The following is a 17,298-nucleotide window of genomic DNA, read 5'->3' as shown; positions in this document are numbered from 1 at the left end:
TCGGGATGCCGGCTCAAGTTAGCGAAGCGGAAAAAGCCAGAATAGAACGCGCCATTCAGGCGGCAGTCTCCGGATCCTGGAAGGAATTTGCAGAACTCACCGACGAACCGTTTCCAAACGATGCATCGATGAGGGAGCAATTCGGAGATACTTCTTCCCGACTTCAGCAAGCCGACGGAAATTGGGAAATGACCTCAGGCATAGGTATCGTGCCTGACGGCAGCGCGCGCCTGATCACAGTCTTGATCAAGGCGCCGCCCACCGTGGATATTGTCCTGACGCTGCACAGCACGAGCGATCGGGATGACAGCACGATCAGCATCTGGACGTTCTTTCAGCAGGTGAATTGGGGCGATTAGGCATCGCCTACCCCACCCACTTCTCATAGTCGGACACCAAAAGGTGCACCGGCGCGACATCCTCGTCGATGTTGGAGAAGCGGCCGATCGGCTCGCGGAAGACGTTGTCGGTGAGATCGTCATTGACGGTCGAGACCTCGCCGATCAGCACATCCTTGCCCTCGGCCCAGAAGGCGTGCCAGACGCCGGGCAGCAGCGTCACGCTCTGGCCCGGGTCGAGCTTCAGGAGCCCGCCTGCCGGCAGCCTGTGGATGGTGCCGTCGACCGGCACCGTCACTTCGGCCTTCGGATCGATGCCGCCGTCGCGATCGTGCATGAACAGTTCAAGCACGAGCTTACCGCCGCCGCGGTTGATGATGTCCTCGGCCTTGATGTTGTGGCGGTGCATCGGTGACAGCTGATCCTTGCGCGAGATCATGATCTTCTCGGCATAAAGCATGCCCATGCCCTTCTTCATGTCGGCATAGACGCCGTTGCGAACGGTGAACAGGAACAGGCCGAGTTCGTCGAATTTTTCCTGGCCGTAATCGGTGATGTCCCAACCGAGCCGCGAGGTGAAAATGGCGGCGGAGTCGGCCTTGCGCGCCTTCATCTCTTCCGGGCTCCAGTAGGCGAAGGGCGGCATGATGTAGCCGAACGAGCGGATGAAGGCGTCTGCATCGCGGATGATGTCGTTGACGGTGGAGCGTTTCATGATCGTGATCCCTTCGCGTCGCGTTCCCTGGAGTTATCTGAAGCGCATAGCCGAACAGCGCTGCGGTGTCGACGCAAACTGCGTGCTGGCCCCATGACATCCGTGCGGATCGGGGCCATAAGTCAGCCAGATTTCCCAGGGTGATATTTCATGCAAGGCATAGACGACCTCGACACGCCGGCGATCCTCATCGACGCAGCCCGCGCCGAAGCCAACATCACACGAGCGCAGGCGCATGCCGACCGCCACGGGCTGAAACTCAGGCCGCACATCAAGACGCACAAACTGCCTTATTGGGCGAAGAAGCAGATGGCGGCCGGCGCGGTCGGCATCACCTGCCAGAAGATCGGCGAGGCCGAAGTGATGGCCGATGCCGGGCTGACCGATATTTTCCTGCCCTACAACATCCTTGGCCGCGCCAAACTGGAGCGCCTCAAGGCGCTGCATGGCCGCGTGACACTGTCAGTGACGGCCGACAGCCGCGAAACACTGGAGGGGCTCGCCGCCACCTTCACCGATGCAGGGCACCCCCTGCCCGTCCTGGTCGAATGCGATACCGGCATGGGCCGTTGTGGTGTGCAAAGCGCCGCCGAGGCGCTGGCACTGGCGAAGTTGATCGACCAAGCCAAGGGGCTCACCTTCGGCGGGCTGATGACCTACCCCGCGGCCGGCCGCGCCGCCGAGGCTGAATCCTGGCTGGCCGGCGCCAAACAAACGCTCGCGGCCTCGGGTCTCGCCTGTGATCGCATCTCCAGCGGCGGCACGCCTGACATGTGGCGCTCGGGCGAGGACAGCGTGGTGACCGAATACCGCCCCGGCACCTACATCTACCTCGACCGGTATCAGGTCGCCAAAGGCGTCGGCACGCTCGACGATTGTGCGCTGACGGTGCTCGCCACCGTGGTCAGCCATCCGACGCCGGCCCGCGCCATCCTCGACAGCGGCAGCAAGGCGCTGTCCAGCGACACGCTGGGGCTCGCCGATTTTGGCGAGCTGCTCGGCATGCCCGGCGCCCGCGTCACCAGCTTGAGCGAGGAACATGGCACGGTCACGCTTGCGAATGGCGCGAGCCTGCGCATCGGCGAACGCGTTCGCGTGGTGCCTGATCATTGCTGCGTCGTGACCAACCTGTTCGACCAGGTGCATCTGATCGACGGTGACAAGGTGCTGGAAACGCTGAAGGTGGAAGCGCGTGGGCGGATGGGGTGAGGCTTTTCGTTTTGGAGGCTCGCCCTATTTCGACATTGACGAATTGTAATTTATAACTTACTAGTCCCCATGGCAATCCTGAAGCAGACAGCCACCTTTCGGAGGTGGCACCAAAAGCTGAAAGACGGAAGAGCCAAGGCGGCAATTGCCGTTCGGATGCAACGTTTGATTGTAGGAAATCCCGGCGACGTGGCCCCAGTGGGTGAAGGCATCAGTGAATTGCGCATTCACTATGGGCCCGGCTATCGCGTTTATTTCACAAGCGCGGTGAAACGGTCATCCTGCTCCTGTGCGGCGGGGATAAAAGTTCACAAGAAACCGACATACGGACAGCAAAGCGCCTGGCGTAGAATGGAGTGACGACAATGGTTGAAAAAATCTATGATTTCGATCCCGCCGAAATGCTCGATTCCGATACGGCAATCGAGGCGTTTCTGGCAGAGGCAATGGAAACCGGAGACGCCAAATTCGTCGCGTCCGCCCTCGGTGTCGTTGCCCGCGCCAAGGGGATGAGCAACATTGCCAGAAAGACCGGCTTGGCTCGCGAGCATCTTTATACCTCGCTCAGCGAAAACGGTAATCCTACGCTGGAAACCACACTGGCGGTCATGAAAGCATTCGGCTTTCATTTGGCCCCAAAGCACGATGCAACTCAGGTCTAATCTACGCCAGCGCGCGTCGAGCGCGAGGTTGTTCGGGCCAACTGAAATCAGGACTGATAAACCGGACCCAGCGCCGCCTTCAGCGGATCCAGCGCGTCGCCATACAGCTTCCAGCGCTCGACCGAGGATGAATAGATCGGCTGGCGCACCTGCCAGCGGCTCGGCGTCCGCACGGTGCGCTCGGTCTCGTTGAAACGCAGGCAGGCATCGTCCCACTCAACGCCGAGGAATCCGATCAATCCACGGGCGCGATTTTCGAAATCGGCGACCGTTTCTTCGTAGGGCATGTCGTGGATATTCAGCGGGATGACCTTGGTCCAATGGCGCATCAGGCGGTCATACTGCCGGTAATACTGCCCAAGCTTGGTCAGATCAGCATTATAGCCGTGCGCCTCGGAAAAATTATGCATGAAACAGGACGCGCAATTGTCCATCGGGTCACGCCGGCAATGGATGATGCGGGCATTCGGCAAGATCAGGCTGATGAAGGCCAGCAGCTCGAAATTATGCGGCATCTTGTCGACGACAAGCCGCGCCTTGGTGTTGCGTCTGTTGAGATCGTCGAGATATTTCGATCCAAGCTCCTTGGCCTTGGCCGCAGTGAGCGCCGCCATGCCCTTGGTGAAAATGGCTGGGTCGAGCTTGTCGAACCCAAGTTCGCCGGCAAGTGAACGAATGGTCGACAACTCCCCGGCGCCATGGATATCGCGATGACTGGCGCATATCTGCTCGGTCAGCGTCGTTCCCGACCGTGGCATGCCGACGATGAAGACCGGGCGTCTGGATGGATTTCCCAAATTGGCTCGCGCCTCGAAGAAGCCGGCGTCGAAAGTGTCGATGAAGCTGTCGTAAAGCTGGGTGTGCCGGTCGATGTCGAAATCATTGCCGGAAATCGCCTTGGCCCTCGCGAAATGGCGGATTGCCGGGCGATACTCGCGCTGATCGTTGAGCATCTTGCCGGCGGCATGGTGCAGCACCACCCGCTCGCGATCGGTGGTCGTCGGCAATTCCAGACGAGCCCGTATTAGAGGCAGCGTCGGATCATCCTTGACCGCCCGGCGCGCCAGCGCCATTCCGGCCAGCGCTTCGACATGGCCCGGGTCGATGGCAAGGGCCTTGCTGAAGCATTCGACCGCCTCGGCCGGCCGGCCAATGTCGGTGAGCAAATCGCCCATACCGGCAAGTGCCATCACCGACTGGCCGTCGATAGCCAGCGCCTGACGATAGAACCCTTCGGCAATGTCGCCCTCGAGCTGGCTGCGGTAGGAGCGGCCGAGATTGCACAGCGCTTCGATGAGCCCTCCGTCGAGCTCGATCGCCTTTCTCAGATGTCTGCGCGCCTTGTCGACGTTGCCGGTGACATTGTAGGCATTGCCGAGATTGTTGCGGAAGATGGCGTTGTCCGGTTCGAGCTTGACCGCCCTTTCCATATAGGCAATGGCGGCGTCATGATGCTCGGCCTCGATGGCGAGCGTGCCCATCAGGTTCAGCGCCATGGCATTTTTGGGCTGCGTGCGAAGCACCGTCTGGTAGCAGAACTCGGCCTCGCGAAAACGCTTGCGCCGTTGCAGGTCGATGCCGCGCTGCAATGTCTTTTCCGCCGGCTCACCGGCGGTCGGCAGCGAGGCTGGGATCATTGCCGGCAGGCCCAGGGGTTGCCGGCGTGGCAAGAGCGGCATCCGTCAAATCCCGGTCGCGGCCTGCGACGAACCAATCAGAACTTCAGGGTAACGCCAAGCTGGAGATTGTGGGAGTACAATTTGGCGTTCTCGTATGTGCCGCCGCCATCATTGTCGTCTAGATCCACGCTTGTCACGGCCTTAAAGCGGTAACCGAAATCGAGGTCGACATTCTGCGTTACCGCGTAGGTAACACCGGCGCCCACCTGGCCGGCGAAACCCCAGCCGCCAGGCCCGTATCCAAAGGCGTGGCCATCAAAGTGAGTATCGGCGGTAACATAGGCCGCGCCGACACCGCCGCCGACATAGAGTTTGGCATCACCAAAATGCGCAACATCGGCCCAGACGTTGGCGAGAAGATAGGTGGCCGACAGATTGCCGGAAGCCGGATAGTTGCCGACGCCCGTGTAGCTGTATTCGCTTGCCTTGTAGCGCGCGTAGGACAGTTCGCCTTCGACACGAAACACATCGTTGATGCGCCGACCGACAGCGCCGCCGATTACGAACCCGGTATCAAGATCGACTGAATAGCCAGTACCATTGTAGTCCGTTTTCACATGGTTCGGGAAACTGGCGCCGCCGAAGAGCGTGACGTACCAGAGATCCTCCGCCCTCGGAACGTCGACAATCGCGTCGGCGGCGTAGGCCGAACTCCAACCAAGCACCAATGCCGTTGTCGACACACCAGCGAGTAGAAGCAGTTTCATCGTCGATTCCCTCGTGGCCTTCCAGCTACTTGCTCGCCTGGGTTGGAGCTGTCAATAAGCAGACGCAGTCAGGGCACTCTTTCAGCAATCCTCGTTGCTATACAGCAACATAGCAGCATATTCTAATTTAGACGGAGACAGGCAAAGGCTGCTGTTCGGTTGTCATTCGAGTGGCCGGAAAAGAGAACCGCCTAGTCGCGTTGCTCTGCCTGCCGCGCCGCGATGCGCCGCATGGCGATCACTCGCCGACGGCGGATCTCGGTGCGCATCGCCGTCAGGTGCAGCGCGAAGAACAGCACGGTGAAGCCGAGCGCCATCACCAGCAGCGGCCATAGCAGGCTGGGATCGATCGTCGGCCCGCCGAGCCGGAACACCGAGGCCGGCTGGTGCAGCGTGTTCCACCAGTCGACCGAGAATTTGATGATCGGGATGTTGATGAAGCCGACCAGCGTGATGATGGCGGCAGCCCAGGCGGCGCGGCTGGCGTCATCCAGCGCGCGCGTCAGCGCGATGATGCCGAGATACATAAGAAAGAGGATGAAGACCGAGGTCAGACGCGCGTCCCAGACCCACCAGGTGCCCCACATCGGCTTGCCCCAGATGGAGCCGGTGACCAGCGCAAGCGCGGTGAAGGTGGCGCCGATCGGGGCTGCCGATTTCAGGGCGACATCGGCCAAGGGATGGCGCCAGACCAGCGTGCCGAGCGCGGCGACCGCCATCACCGTGTAGCACATCATGGCGAGCCAGGCGAAAGGCACGTGGATATACATGATGCGCACCGTGATGCCTTGCTGGAAATCCTCAGGCGCGGCAAAGCTCATATAGAGACCGGTGGCTAGCAGGATCGCGGCGATCGACGCCAGCCACGGCACCAGCCTGTCGGCCAGCCCGACAAAGCGCGTCGGGTTGGCGAGGTCGGTCCAGCCGGCGAGGCGTGAGGAGGTGTCGCTCATAAGGTCTAGATAGACCGGCGGCGCGTTCGGGGCAATTGAGCGGTTGTCGCAGTGCTTACCCTCCCCCTTGTGGGGAGGTCGCTGCAAAGCAGCGGGGTGGGGTGGTGGGGCACCACCCCCACCCGGACCCTACGGGTCCGACCTCCCCACAAGGGGGAGGTAAAAAGCTTACGCCGCTTCGATATTCACGGTGCGGCTGAGGCGGCGGACTTCCTCGTCGTTGAGCAGGCCGCCGGCGCGCAGCAGGCTGGCGAAACGGCCATTGCGCAGCGACAGTTCGGCGAAGCCGCCCATCTCGACCACCTTGCCCTTGTCCATGAACACGACCAGGTCGGCGTCGCGGACGGTGGTCAGGCGGTGGGCGATGATGAAGGTGGTGCGGTTGCGCCTCAGTTCGTCGATGGCTTCCTTGACGCGGTCCTCGGTCTCGACATCGAGCGCGCTCGTTGCCTCGTCGAGCACCAGGATCGGTGCGTCCTTGAGCACGGCGCGGGCAATGGCGATGCGCTGACGCTCGCCGCCCGAAAGCTGGCCGCCGCGCTCGCCGACGACGGTGTCGTAACCGGCGCTCTTGGCAAGGATGAAATCCTGCGCGGCAGCCGCGTTGGCGGCGGCGTGAACCTCGTCATAAGTCGCCTCGGCACGACCGACGCGGATGTTGTCCTCGATCGAGCGGTTGAGCAGGCCGGCATCCTGGAAGACGGTGGCGATCGAATGACGCAGCGACTTGCGGGTCACCGTGCGGGTGTCGATGCCGTCGATCAGGATACGGCCATGAGACGGCGAGAAGACGCGCTGCAAGAGGTTGATCAGCGTCGTCTTGCCGGCGCCGGTCGGGCCGACGATGGCAACCGTCTGCCCGGCCTGGACCTCGAAGGAGACGTCGTCGACGCCCTGCCGCGAATTGGCAAACTCGAAGCCGACATTCTCGAAGCGGACATGGCCGGTGACGTTGGTGAGGTCGCGCAAGCCGTCCGGCTCGGCGGAGTCGGCGGCCGAATCCTCGAGGTGATAGAAATCCTCGAGCTTGGCGCGGGCTTCGGAAATCTGGTTGGCGAAAGCCGACATCTGGTCGAGGCGGGCAATCAGCAGCGTGGCAAAGCCGGTGAAGGCGATGACGTCGCCGATCTTGAGCTGGCCATGGGTGACCAGATAGGCGCCAATCAAAAGCACAACCATCATCGAAATGGTCGACGACAGGCGGTGCAGCGCATTGGCCATCGCCCACCAGTCGAGCACCGGGTTCTGCGCGTCGAGCAGGTTCTTGACATAGCGGCGCAGCGTATCGGCCTCGTGGCCGAGACGGTTGTAGCTCTGCAGCACGGCGACATTGCTGACCGAGTCGGTCACATGCGCGAACACCTGATGGTAGTGGCGCTCGACCGCGGCCTGGCCCGCCTTGGTGCGCTTCATCACAAGCCGGCCGATGCCGACATAGAGAACGCCCAGCGCCATCAGCACTAGCGACATGCGAAGATCCATGCTTATAGCGGTCGGAATCAGCAGAGCCAGCGCAACAGCCGTCGACAGATGCTGGCGCATGAATTCAAGCCACAGGCTGAACAGCGTCTCGACGGCGCGCAGCAGCGTGTGCAGCGCGTTGGAGGTGCCGCGCTGGTGGTGCCAGGCGAGCGGCATGGTGATCACGCGCTCGAACGACTGGCACAGCACCTCGCTGCGCCGCTTGTGGGCAAAACGGTCGGCGCCGCGCGCCACCAGCACGAAGGCGACGATGTTAAAGGCGCCGAGACCGGCCCAAAGCGCCAGCGTCGAAAACACCGAACCCTTATCGGAGATGGCGTCGATCACCCGGCCGAACATGATCGGCTCGAGGATGGCGATAATGGCGAGCGCGACATTCGCACCGCAGATAAACGCAACGCGCTTCCTGTCGGCTGCGAGATACCCCAGCGCTCTCCAGTAGATTTGCAGAAGCGACACTTCAGCTACTCCGCCCAAAACATTATTGTGCACCGCACCATTTCTTGACACGTACCGGTTAACGGGTCGCAAAACAATGCCCGTCTACCTCTTCCGTTCCCATTCTGCGAACAAAAGATGACGACGTTGCGAAATCTGCCGTGATCACCTAACGGTTTGAGATAAAAGGTGAAATGTCAGTCTTGCGGCAAAATCGTGGCAGGATCTAGCGCTGCCACATTTTTAGTCACTGCACGCTTGGACCGCCGGTATCCGGGAACGCACGCCGTTCTGCGCCAGGAGCATGCCGAAGTAGAAAACGCGCGCCTCGAAAGGCGCGCGTCAATAATCTGAAGCCTTTGATTTTACGCGGGTATCTTGACGACCACCTCGATCTTGTCGCCGGCTTTCGGCTGAAAACCTGAAGACTTTGTCTTGGTTCCATTCACTTCGAGCGAGATGGATTTGGCCTTTTTGTCGCGGATGACGCGAACCTTGATCTCCGCCCCCAGCATCTTGAGCGTGGCAGAATAGCCGTCCCAATGGCTGGGCAGTTTCGGCCGGAACGTGATCTGCTTGCCCCGCCGCTCGATGCCCAGAATGCCTTCGACCGCAGCACGGTAGAGCCATCCCGCTGAGCCCGTATACCAGGTCCAGCCGCCGCGACCACCCTTGCCCTCACCGGAATAGATGTCGGCTGCGACGACGTACGGCTCGACGCGGTAATGCTCGGCCGATGCATCGTCGAGCGCATGGTTGACCGGGTTCAGCATCGAGAAGCAGCGATAGGCATCGTCGGTGCGGCCCATTTCGGCGAGCGCGATGACGAACCAGGTCGCCGCATGGGTGTACTGGCCGCCGTTCTCGCGCACGCCCGGCGGATAACTCTTGATGTAACCAGGGTCCTTTCTCGTGTTCTGGAAGGCCGGGGTAAACAGTTTGACGATCTTGAGCTTGTCGTCGACCAGCAGGTTCGTCGCCTGCTGCATCGCCGTGGTCGAGCGCGCGGGGTCGCCCTCGCCGGAGAGCACGCTCCACGACTGCGCGATGGAGTCGATCTTGCACTCGTCCGAATTGTGCGAGCCAAGCGGCGAGCCGTCGTCGTAGCTGCCGCGGCGATACCACTGGCCGTCCCAGGCGGTGCTTTCCAGCGCCCGCTTCAGCACATCGGCATGTTTTGTCCAGGCCTGCGCCCGCTTGGTGTCGCCCTGCCCCTTGGCCACGGTGGTAAAGTCGCCCAGCGTCTTCAAAAGGAACCAGCCGAGCCAGACACTCTCCCCCTTGCCGGCTTCGCCGACGCGGTTCATGCCGTCATTCCAGTCGCCGCCGAGGATCAGCGGCAGCCCGGCCGGGCTGCTGCGCTTGACCGCAAGGTCGAGCGCGCGCGCGCAATGGTCGTAGAGCGAAGCGTTCGTCTTGGAGATTTCCGGCGTGAAGAAGGCGTCGTGCTCGCCCTCGCCCAGCACCTGCCCGTCGATGAAAGGCAGCTGCTCCTTCAGGATCCCTGTATCGCCGGTCACCTCGATGTAGCGATTGGTGGCATGCGCCAGCCAGACCACATCGTCGGAGATCATGGTGCGCACGCCGGCGTCGGTGCGCGGCAACCACCAATGCTGGACATCGCCTTCGGGGAACTGCCGGCGCGCCGCATTGAGGATCTGGTCGCGCGCCAGTTTCGGATCATGCGCAAGCAGGGCCAGCGTGTCCTGCAGCTGGTCGCGGAAGCCGAAGGCGCCGCTTGCCTGATAAAAGGCCGAGCGGGCGCGGATGCGGCAGGCCAGGCTCTGATAGGGCAGCCAGTGATTGACCATGGCGTCGAGCGCCTTGTCGGGCGTCTCGACCTGGATGGTGTCGAGGAAGCCGCGCCAGACGCGTTCATTGTCGGCCAGCCGCTGGTCGAAATCCTTGCCCGAATGGGTCTGCACCAACGCGCTCGCCTCGGCTGATGTGGCGGCGTCGCCAAGCAGCCAGACCAGCGTGACGTCGCCGCCGGCGGGGATGTCGATGTCGCTGGCGACAGCTGCGCACGGATCGTCGCCGGCCTCGACGCGGCCCGACAGGCCGGCGCCGCTGACGACGGCGTGCGGGAAGGCGCTGGTGCCATGCCTGCCGATGAACTCGCCGCGATCGGCTGTCACCGAATGCACCGGACCAGTGGCGGCCAGGAAGGCCACCCGGTCGCCGAAATCGAGACCGTAGGGGTTTTGCGCCAGAAGCGCGCCAGTCGCTGGATCCCTGGACGGGATGATGGTCGCAGCAGTGCTCGAGCGATGGCTGCCTAGGACCCATTCGGCATAGGCATAGACGCGCAGCCGCGCCGGCGCCGAGCCTGAGTTCTGGATGCGCAGCCGCGTGATCTTCACTGGATCGACGGGATCGACGACGTGCGTCAGATCCATCGACAGCGGGCCGCGTTTGGACCGGAAGGTGGAGAAGCCCTGGCCGTGCCATGTCTCATAGGTCATCGAGGGATCGCGGACCACGGCAGCCAGCGGCGAGAATGCCTTGCCGCTGGCCTGGTCGTAGATGTAGATGCCCTCGCCCGGCCGGTTGGTGACCGGATCGTTCGACCATGGCGTCAGCTGGTAATCGCGGCTGTTGCGGCTCCAGGTGAAGGCAGCGCCTTCGGCCGAGACATGGAAGCCGAACGAGGCGTTCGAGACGACGTTGATCCAGGGCTGCGGCGTCGAGCGCCGGCCGGCAAGGCGGGTGACATAGTGGCGGCCGTCGCCCTCGAAACCGCCAAAGCCGTTCCATTGGCTGAGGCCGCTGCCGTCGGCGCTGCTGTCGGACGCGGCATGGTATGCAGGCGCCGCCGGCACCGGCAGAGACGGCTCGCGCAGTGACGCGGGGGGCGCCGGCTGCAGGCCATCGCGTGCTTGCAAGGCTGCCGCCTCGGCGCGTTCGATCTGGTCGAAGATGGTGCCGTTGCGCGTGTGCAGAACCACGCGGGCAACCGCCAGCAGCGTCTTGTAGGTCGCCTCGTCCATCAGGTCGCGTCGCACGGCGAAGATGTGCTGGCGCGGCCCGAGTTCCTTGCCGCGCAGGCGGCTGTTTTCGCACAGTGTTTCGACCGCGCGCTGCAGGTCCTGGACATAGGACGATGCCTGCTCGTTGACGACCACGAAGTCGATCATCATGCCGCGGGCGCGCATATACTCCTGGAAGCGCAGCGCCTGGGCGACAATTTCGAGGTCGGCCACGTCGCCGATGCGGACCAGGAAGATCGGGAAATCGCCCGAAATGCTGGTCGGCCACAGGCTGGACTGCTTGCTCAGCCCCGAAGCGATGGATTCGCCGGGCAGGCGCAGGAACGGATCGGGATAGATCAGGAAGCGCGCCAGCTTCTGCACGTTGGCGGCGTCGGTCAGGCTCAGACCAAGATGGCGGGTCTGCACCTGCGAACGCGTCCAGGCAAGCATCGCCTGGCGGGCAAAACTTTCGGGATGGTCGAGCCTGGCGATGGCCTCGTCCAGTTCGGCGCGGTTGGCGCCGACGGCGGTCCAGAAGGTCAGCGATATCTTCTTGTTGGCCGGCACCCGCACCTGGCGGCGCAGGGCCGCTACCGGATCGAGGGTGAAGCCGTGGTGACCGCCAAGCTTGGCGCCGGGATCGAAGGCCGCCGCTTCCGCGATGGTACGGCCACGGCCGATGAAGGCACGGCGGTCGGTTTCGGCCTCGGCATCGCGCGCCGACCCGGACGGATCGGTGACGAAATGCACCATGGTGACGTCAGGCTCGTGCTTGTCGCGCTTGCGCCTGGTGGCAAAGATGGCGCCGTTATTGGCAGCGATCTCGGTCTCGATAAACATTTTCGAGAACGCAGGATGGGCATTGTCGGAGGCTTCGTTGCCCAGCACCAGCTCGGCAAAGGAGGTCACCTCGATATGCCGGTCAGTGGCGCCGTCATTGTAGAGCGTGACGCGCCGTCCCTCGCCATTGCCTTCCGAGATGACGATGCATTCGACCTCCGAACGCAGCGAGCCCACTGTTTTGACGAAGCTCGCCTTGTCGTCGGAAAACAGCGTTTGCACTCTCTCGCCGGTCGCCTGCTTCGGCTCTGCGGTGGCCGACCACCAGTCGCCGCTGCCGGCGTCGCGCAGGAAGATGTAGGAGCCGAGCCGGTCTTCGGTCGGGTCGGGCTGCCAACGGGTGACGGCGAGTTCGCCCCAGCGGCTGTAACCGGAACCGGTGGCCGAGACCATGACGGAGTAGCGGCCATTGGACATGACGCTGGTGGCGCGCAACGCCCTCAGCGGGTCGAGGATAATGCGCGAGTCCGGGCTCTCGACCTCGGTCTCGTCCTTCGAACGCTCGTCGGCTTCGGTCCTGACCGTGGCGGTCGGGATGTCGCGCGGCGCCCTCTCCTGCAGCAGGAGTTCGGCAGACTCGATCACCGGATCGCTGTGGAAGCGGTCGCGTAGCCGGCCCTCGAAGATGGCGTCGGCAACGGCGGCGATCGACATGCCGGAGTGGTGCGCCATGTAGTTCAGGACAACAGCGTGGTCGGTGCCTTCTGGCACGCGCTGCGGCGTGAAGTCGACGGCGTCGTAAAAGCCATGCCGGCCGAGAGCGCCGATGGAGCGCAGCCTGGCCAGATTCTGGACGGATTCGCGCGGTGTGAACTGCGCCGCGAGGATCGTGGCGTAAGGGGCGATCACCGTGTTCTGGCCAAGGCCGCGCTTGAGGCCAAGTCCGGGCACGCCGAAATTGGTATACTGGTAGGTCAGTTCGCGGTCGCGGGCATTGTAGGCCGCTTCCGAAATGCCCCAGGGCACGTTCTTCGAACGCGCGTACTGCATCTGGCGCTTGATGATCAGCTTGCTGGTCTGGTTGAGGATCGACCCCTGCGGCTCCTTCATTACCAAAGGCGGCATCAGATACTCGAACATCGAGCCCGACCAGGACATCAGCGCACCCTGGAAGCCGATCTCGACAATCGGCCTTCCAAGCCGGAACCAATGCTCCGTGGGCAGGTCACCCTTGGCGATGGCGAACAGGCTGGTCAGCCGCGCCTCGGAGGCGAGCAGATCGTAGCAGCTCTCGTCCAGCTGGTGCTCCTCGACCCGGTAGCCGATCGACAGCAGTTTGCGCTCCTGACGCATCAGGAAAGAGAAATCCATCTCGAAGGCATAGCGGCGGCAGCGTTCGCGCAGCGCCAGCAGCTTGGCGCGCAAGGCTTCGACGGCGTTTTCGTCGCTGTGCGAGTCATGCACATGCGCCTCGCAGGTCGCTTCCAGCCGTGCCGCCCAGTCGGCGATAATGTCGCTCCGCTGCGATCCGGCCTCGGTGTGGATGGCGGTGGCGAGCTTGCGGATCTCGCCGGCAAGCACGGCCAGGTTGATCGTGCGGATCGAGGCCATCTCCGGCTGCGCCTTGATGGTCATGACGGCGCGCCGCATGCCGTCGAGGCGGTCGGCCAGACGCTGGCGCAACGGCCGCAGTTGCCGGCGGTCGTCAGGCAATTCCTCGAGGCTCTCGTCGAGGATGCTCACCGTGTCGAGGACGCCTTCGAAATCCCCCTGCAGGTGAACGGACGGGGCTTCCGCCCATTCGGCGCAGGCAGCCGCCACCGCGACCAGATGTCCGGCGAGATTGCCGCTGTCGACGGCCGAGATGTAAAGCGGATAGAGCGGCTTGAGCGTCGTGGTGTCGTACCAGTTGAAGAGGTGGCCGCGGTTGCGCGGCATGCTCTCGATGGTCGTCATCGTGGCGTCGATGCGGGTGATGGCATCGGAGAGCGCAATCCAGCCGAAATCGCGTGCCGACACCACCGACAGCAGGTAGACGCCGATATTGGTCGGCGACGTCCGCGGCGCCACAACCGGCGCCGGGCTTTCCTGGAAATTGTCGGGCGGCAGATTGTGGTGCTCGGCCGTGACGAAGGTTTCGAAATAATGCCAGGTGCGGCGCGCCACGGTGCGTAGCGCGTGGATGTCGGCCTGCGATATGCGCAGGCGGTCCTCGGTCTCGGCCGAGCGGCTGATCCAGCAGGCAACCGCCGGCGAACCGATCCAGAACAGAGCGAAGAAGAAGGCGACGAAGGCACCGGTGGAATCGGCCAGCACGGGGATGGCGAGACCGACGACGCCGATGATCACGGCGCCATACATCATGCTGTAATAGGAGCCGAGATCGTTGTCGCCGCCCTTGTGCGCCTGCGATGCGGTGCGCCATTCCAGCAGGTTCTGGCGGCTGACGAACAGGCGGTAGAGCGTGCGCACGATGGCGTCGCCCATCATCCAGGCATTGTGCGCCATCAACAGCACTTTCAGCGCCACAAGGGCCGTGCCGAAGACGGTGTCGTGGGCCAGCGCGGAGAAATGGCCGCGCGGCGTCTGGTCGCCGCTCTTGGGCAGGATGGCGTTGACGACATCGAAGGTCGGCGCCATGAACAGCGACAGGATCAGCAGCGCCTGCCACTGCGCGGCCTGCGTGAAGGGCAGCAGCGTCCAGCCGGCAATCGCCGCCATCACCCAGAAGATCGGGGTCAGCGAGCGGCGCAGATTGTCGACCATCTTCCAGCGCGACAGCGCCGGCACGCCGGAACGCGGCGAGACGATGAAGCGCAGCAGCTGCCAGTCGCCGCGCGCCCAGCGGTGGTGGCGCGAGGCGTCGACCGAGTAGCGGGTAGGATAGTCCTCGACCAGTTCGACATCGGTGACAAGTGCTGCGCGCGCCAACGCACCTTCGAGCAGATCGTGGCTGAGGACGGTGTTTTCCTCGATGCGGCCCTGCAGCGCCGCCTCGAAAGCGTCGACGTGATAAAGGCCCTTGCCGGTGAAAGAGCCGTCGCTGAAGACGTCCTGGTAGAGATCCGAGACGGCAAAGACGTAAGGATCGAGACCGCTGTTGGACGAAAAGACGCGCTGGAAGAAAGAAGCGTCGTCGCCGCTGGTGAGCGAGGCTGTGATGCGCGGCTGCAGAATGGTGTAGCCGGCGGTAACGACGCGCTTTGTCGCGTCGAAATGCGGGCGGTTGAGCGGATGGGCGAGCTTGCCGACCAGTGACGACACGGCGTCGCGCGTGGTGCGCGTGTCGGCGTCGAGCGTCATGACATAGACGACCTTTTCCGGCAGCGGCACGTCGAGCGGCAGGAAGGTGGTGTCGCTGTCGCCGCGCAAGAGAAGGTTCAGCTCATGCAGCTTGCCGCGCTTGCGCTCCCAGCCCATCCAGGCGCCCTGCGCCTGGTTGTAGAGCCGGCGGCGATGCAGGATATAGAAACGCGGCGCGCCTTCCGAGGGATAACGGGCATTGAGCCTGGCGATCTCGTCGCGCGCATATTGCAGGATCTCGATGTCGGCGGCGTCGATCTCGGTCTTGGAATCCGGCCAGTCGGACAGCAGCGCGAAATGGATTTCTTCGGCCGTGTTGGCGAGGTGATGCACCTCGATGTTGCGGATGTTTTCCTCGACATCATCGCGCGAGCCGATCAGCGACGGCACCACGACCAAGGTGCGTGATGCCGCTGGAATGCCGTGCTTGTAATCATAGCCGACGAGCCGCGTCGGCTTCAGGAACAGTGAAACAACGGTGTTGAAGAAGGCGAGCGCGCCTTCGCTGGCAGGCACCGCAAACAGCGCCAGCATCAGCGTGATGGATTCCACCGACAGGCCGAGATGGGCAAGCGCATTGCCGGAGACAACCAGCAGCAGCACCGTCAGCAGGAAGACCGGCACAACGATGCCGAGCCAGCCCGTGGCGGTGAAGGCGCGCTTGAAGGTCACATGGAAGGGCGGCCGGTAGCCGATCGCCTTTTCCAGATCCGGCCGGCGCGGGCCGACCAGGAAGAAGCCGACATCGGTATGCATGGCCGGATCGGCTGATGCATCCGGCACGCCGGAGGCATCGGTGACCCCGGGAACATGGCTGGCCAGTTCGATGGCCTTTTCGGCGACACGGAATTCGGACAGGTCGGAGCGGCGCGCCAGTTGCTCGATCGACGTGCGGTACTGGTCGCGCGAAAAGAAATCGAGCGCGGCGAAATCGGTGCGCTCGCGCAACAGCGTGTCGATGCGGCTGACGCCCTCGAACCACACCGTCCAGTCGACGTCGTTGATGAGGCGCAGGCCGCGGATGATGTTGCCGGTGGTGACATTGCCGCTGGACAGCGTGCGATGCTCGGAAATGATGATTTCCTCGGCGTCGGAGCCGGTTTTCTCGAGCTCGACCTCCAGCCATTCCAGCGCCCTGCCGGCATTCTGCGAGCCGTCGCGCAGGCGGTAGAGCAACTGGGTGGCGAAGGTGGTGTCCTGCGCATGCGCGCCGTAGCCCGACAGGATCTTCCGGCGGTCTGCATTGTCGTCGGTCGCCAGCACGCGGTCGGCGACCTCGTTGGCGATATGGCGCATCTGCCTGGTGCGGTCGACGCGCACGGCGATGCGGCGCAGATTCTCGATCAAAACGAAGCGCAGCAGCGACGGCAGCGCCCAGAGCTCGCCGATCTTGAGCGGCTCGACCGACTGAAAACCCTCGACGATGGATTTGAACATGGTCGCCGAAACCGAACTGTCGGAATGGGCGACATAGCTCCAGGCCAGGGCCAGCGCGCGCGGCACCGCGGCGCGATCGGCCACTTCCAGGGTCGGCAACTGCCGGTAGAAACGGCGCGGCAGGTCGCGCTTGACCTGAAAAATGGTCTCCTCGACGAGATAATTGTTGTCGAGCAGCCATTGCGCGGCAGGCGTGATGGTTTCGCCCTTGGCCTGGGCGGCATTGGTCGAGCGGTAGACTTCGAGGATTTTCTTGGCGCTGTCGCGGATGCGGGCCTGGAAATCGAACGGCGTCAGGCCGAACAGGTCCTTGATGTCGCCCTTGGCAAGGCTTTCGCCCAGCGCGCGCAGCCGCTCTTCGGGCAGGAAATTGGAGCGTATCGGCTCTTCGGTGATGACCGGGAAGCCGGCGCTGGACTTTTCGATATGGGCAGGATTTGTCTGGATATTCATTGAAAATTCCGCATGGGGGACGCGATGCGGCGCCACCGCCACGGCAATGTCCCTAAAACCGATTCAAATGCAATTGGTTGCATGATTACACTGGCCGAAAGTTTTGCTTCGCACCACGCCAGAGGCGTTATCCCTTCGACATTTCAAGTGGGGCTTTCGACAACTCAAGG

At 63.1% G+C, this 17,298-nt stretch carries 9 protein-coding genes and 1 pseudogene; 4 read left to right on the top strand and 6 right to left on the bottom strand.

Annotated features, from left to right (window positions below; translation table 11 throughout):
* The first annotated feature begins 5 nt into the window (after window positions 1–5).
* Window positions 6–359, top strand: coding sequence for a hypothetical protein (locus tag NKJ76_RS13560; protein WP_023702292.1), 354 nt, complete (start codon window positions 6–8; stop codon window positions 357–359).
* A 7-nt stretch (window positions 360–366) separates the two neighbouring features.
* On the opposite strand, the gene NKJ76_RS13555 is transcribed toward NKJ76_RS13560, so the two are convergent.
* Window positions 367–1,053: a D-lyxose/D-mannose family sugar isomerase gene (locus NKJ76_RS13555; protein ID WP_023694398.1), complete on the bottom strand. Its 687-nt coding sequence runs from the start codon at window positions 1,051–1,053 to the stop codon at window positions 367–369.
* A gap of 150 nt (window positions 1,054–1,203) precedes the next feature.
* Here NKJ76_RS13555 and NKJ76_RS13550 point away from each other — a divergent pair, with 150 nt between their 5' ends.
* From NKJ76_RS13550 to NKJ76_RS13540, 3 genes and pseudogenes are all read left to right on the top strand, one after another.
* The gene (locus NKJ76_RS13550; protein ID WP_352537636.1) at window positions 1,204–2,262 is read left to right on the top strand and encodes a D-TA family PLP-dependent enzyme; all 1,059 of its coding nucleotides are present in this window, start codon (window positions 1,204–1,206) and stop codon (window positions 2,260–2,262) included.
* Window positions 2,263–2,331: 69 nt separating this feature from the next.
* Window positions 2,332–2,635: pseudogene (locus tag NKJ76_RS13545) on the top strand (type II toxin-antitoxin system RelE/ParE family toxin).
* Window positions 2,628–2,924, top strand: a complete 297-nt coding sequence (locus NKJ76_RS13540) for an addiction module antidote protein (protein ID WP_023672893.1) — start codon at window positions 2,628–2,630, stop codon at window positions 2,922–2,924. The pseudogene NKJ76_RS13545 and the gene NKJ76_RS13540 overlap by 8 nt, the downstream one beginning before the upstream one ends.
* 47 nt (window positions 2,925–2,971) lie before the next feature.
* On the opposite strand, the gene NKJ76_RS13535 is transcribed toward NKJ76_RS13540, so the two are convergent.
* From NKJ76_RS13535 to NKJ76_RS13515, 5 genes are all read right to left on the bottom strand, one after another.
* Window positions 2,972–4,603, bottom strand: a complete 1,632-nt coding sequence (locus NKJ76_RS13535) for a tetratricopeptide repeat-containing sulfotransferase family protein (protein ID WP_352537635.1) — start codon at window positions 4,601–4,603, stop codon at window positions 2,972–2,974.
* A 35-nt stretch (window positions 4,604–4,638) separates the two neighbouring features.
* Window positions 4,639–5,310 (bottom strand): outer membrane protein, encoded by a 672-nt coding sequence (locus NKJ76_RS13530; RefSeq protein WP_023816258.1) that lies wholly within the window; start codon window positions 5,308–5,310, stop codon window positions 4,639–4,641.
* Window positions 5,311–5,501: 191 nt separating this feature from the next.
* Window positions 5,502–6,263, bottom strand: a complete 762-nt coding sequence (locus tag NKJ76_RS13525) for a heme ABC transporter permease (protein WP_352537634.1) — start codon at window positions 6,261–6,263, stop codon at window positions 5,502–5,504.
* A 168-nt stretch (window positions 6,264–6,431) separates the two neighbouring features.
* Entirely contained in the window at window positions 6,432–8,204 is a 1,773-nt protein-coding gene (locus tag NKJ76_RS13520; RefSeq protein WP_023672897.1) for a glucan ABC transporter ATP-binding protein/ permease, read from the bottom strand.
* A gap of 344 nt (window positions 8,205–8,548) precedes the next feature.
* A complete protein-coding gene (locus NKJ76_RS13515) occupies window positions 8,549–17,128 on the bottom strand; it encodes a glycoside hydrolase family 94 protein (protein WP_352537633.1) in 8,580 nt (2,859 codons plus the stop codon).
* Window positions 17,129–17,298: the final 170 nt, after the last annotated feature.

The organism is Mesorhizobium sp. M0029 (genome assembly GCF_040323735.1).
Classification (GTDB): Bacteria; Pseudomonadota; Alphaproteobacteria; order Rhizobiales; family Rhizobiaceae; genus Mesorhizobium.
The sequence above is the reverse complement of the archived record's forward strand: the minus strand, read 5'-3'. Positions and strand labels throughout refer to the sequence as shown.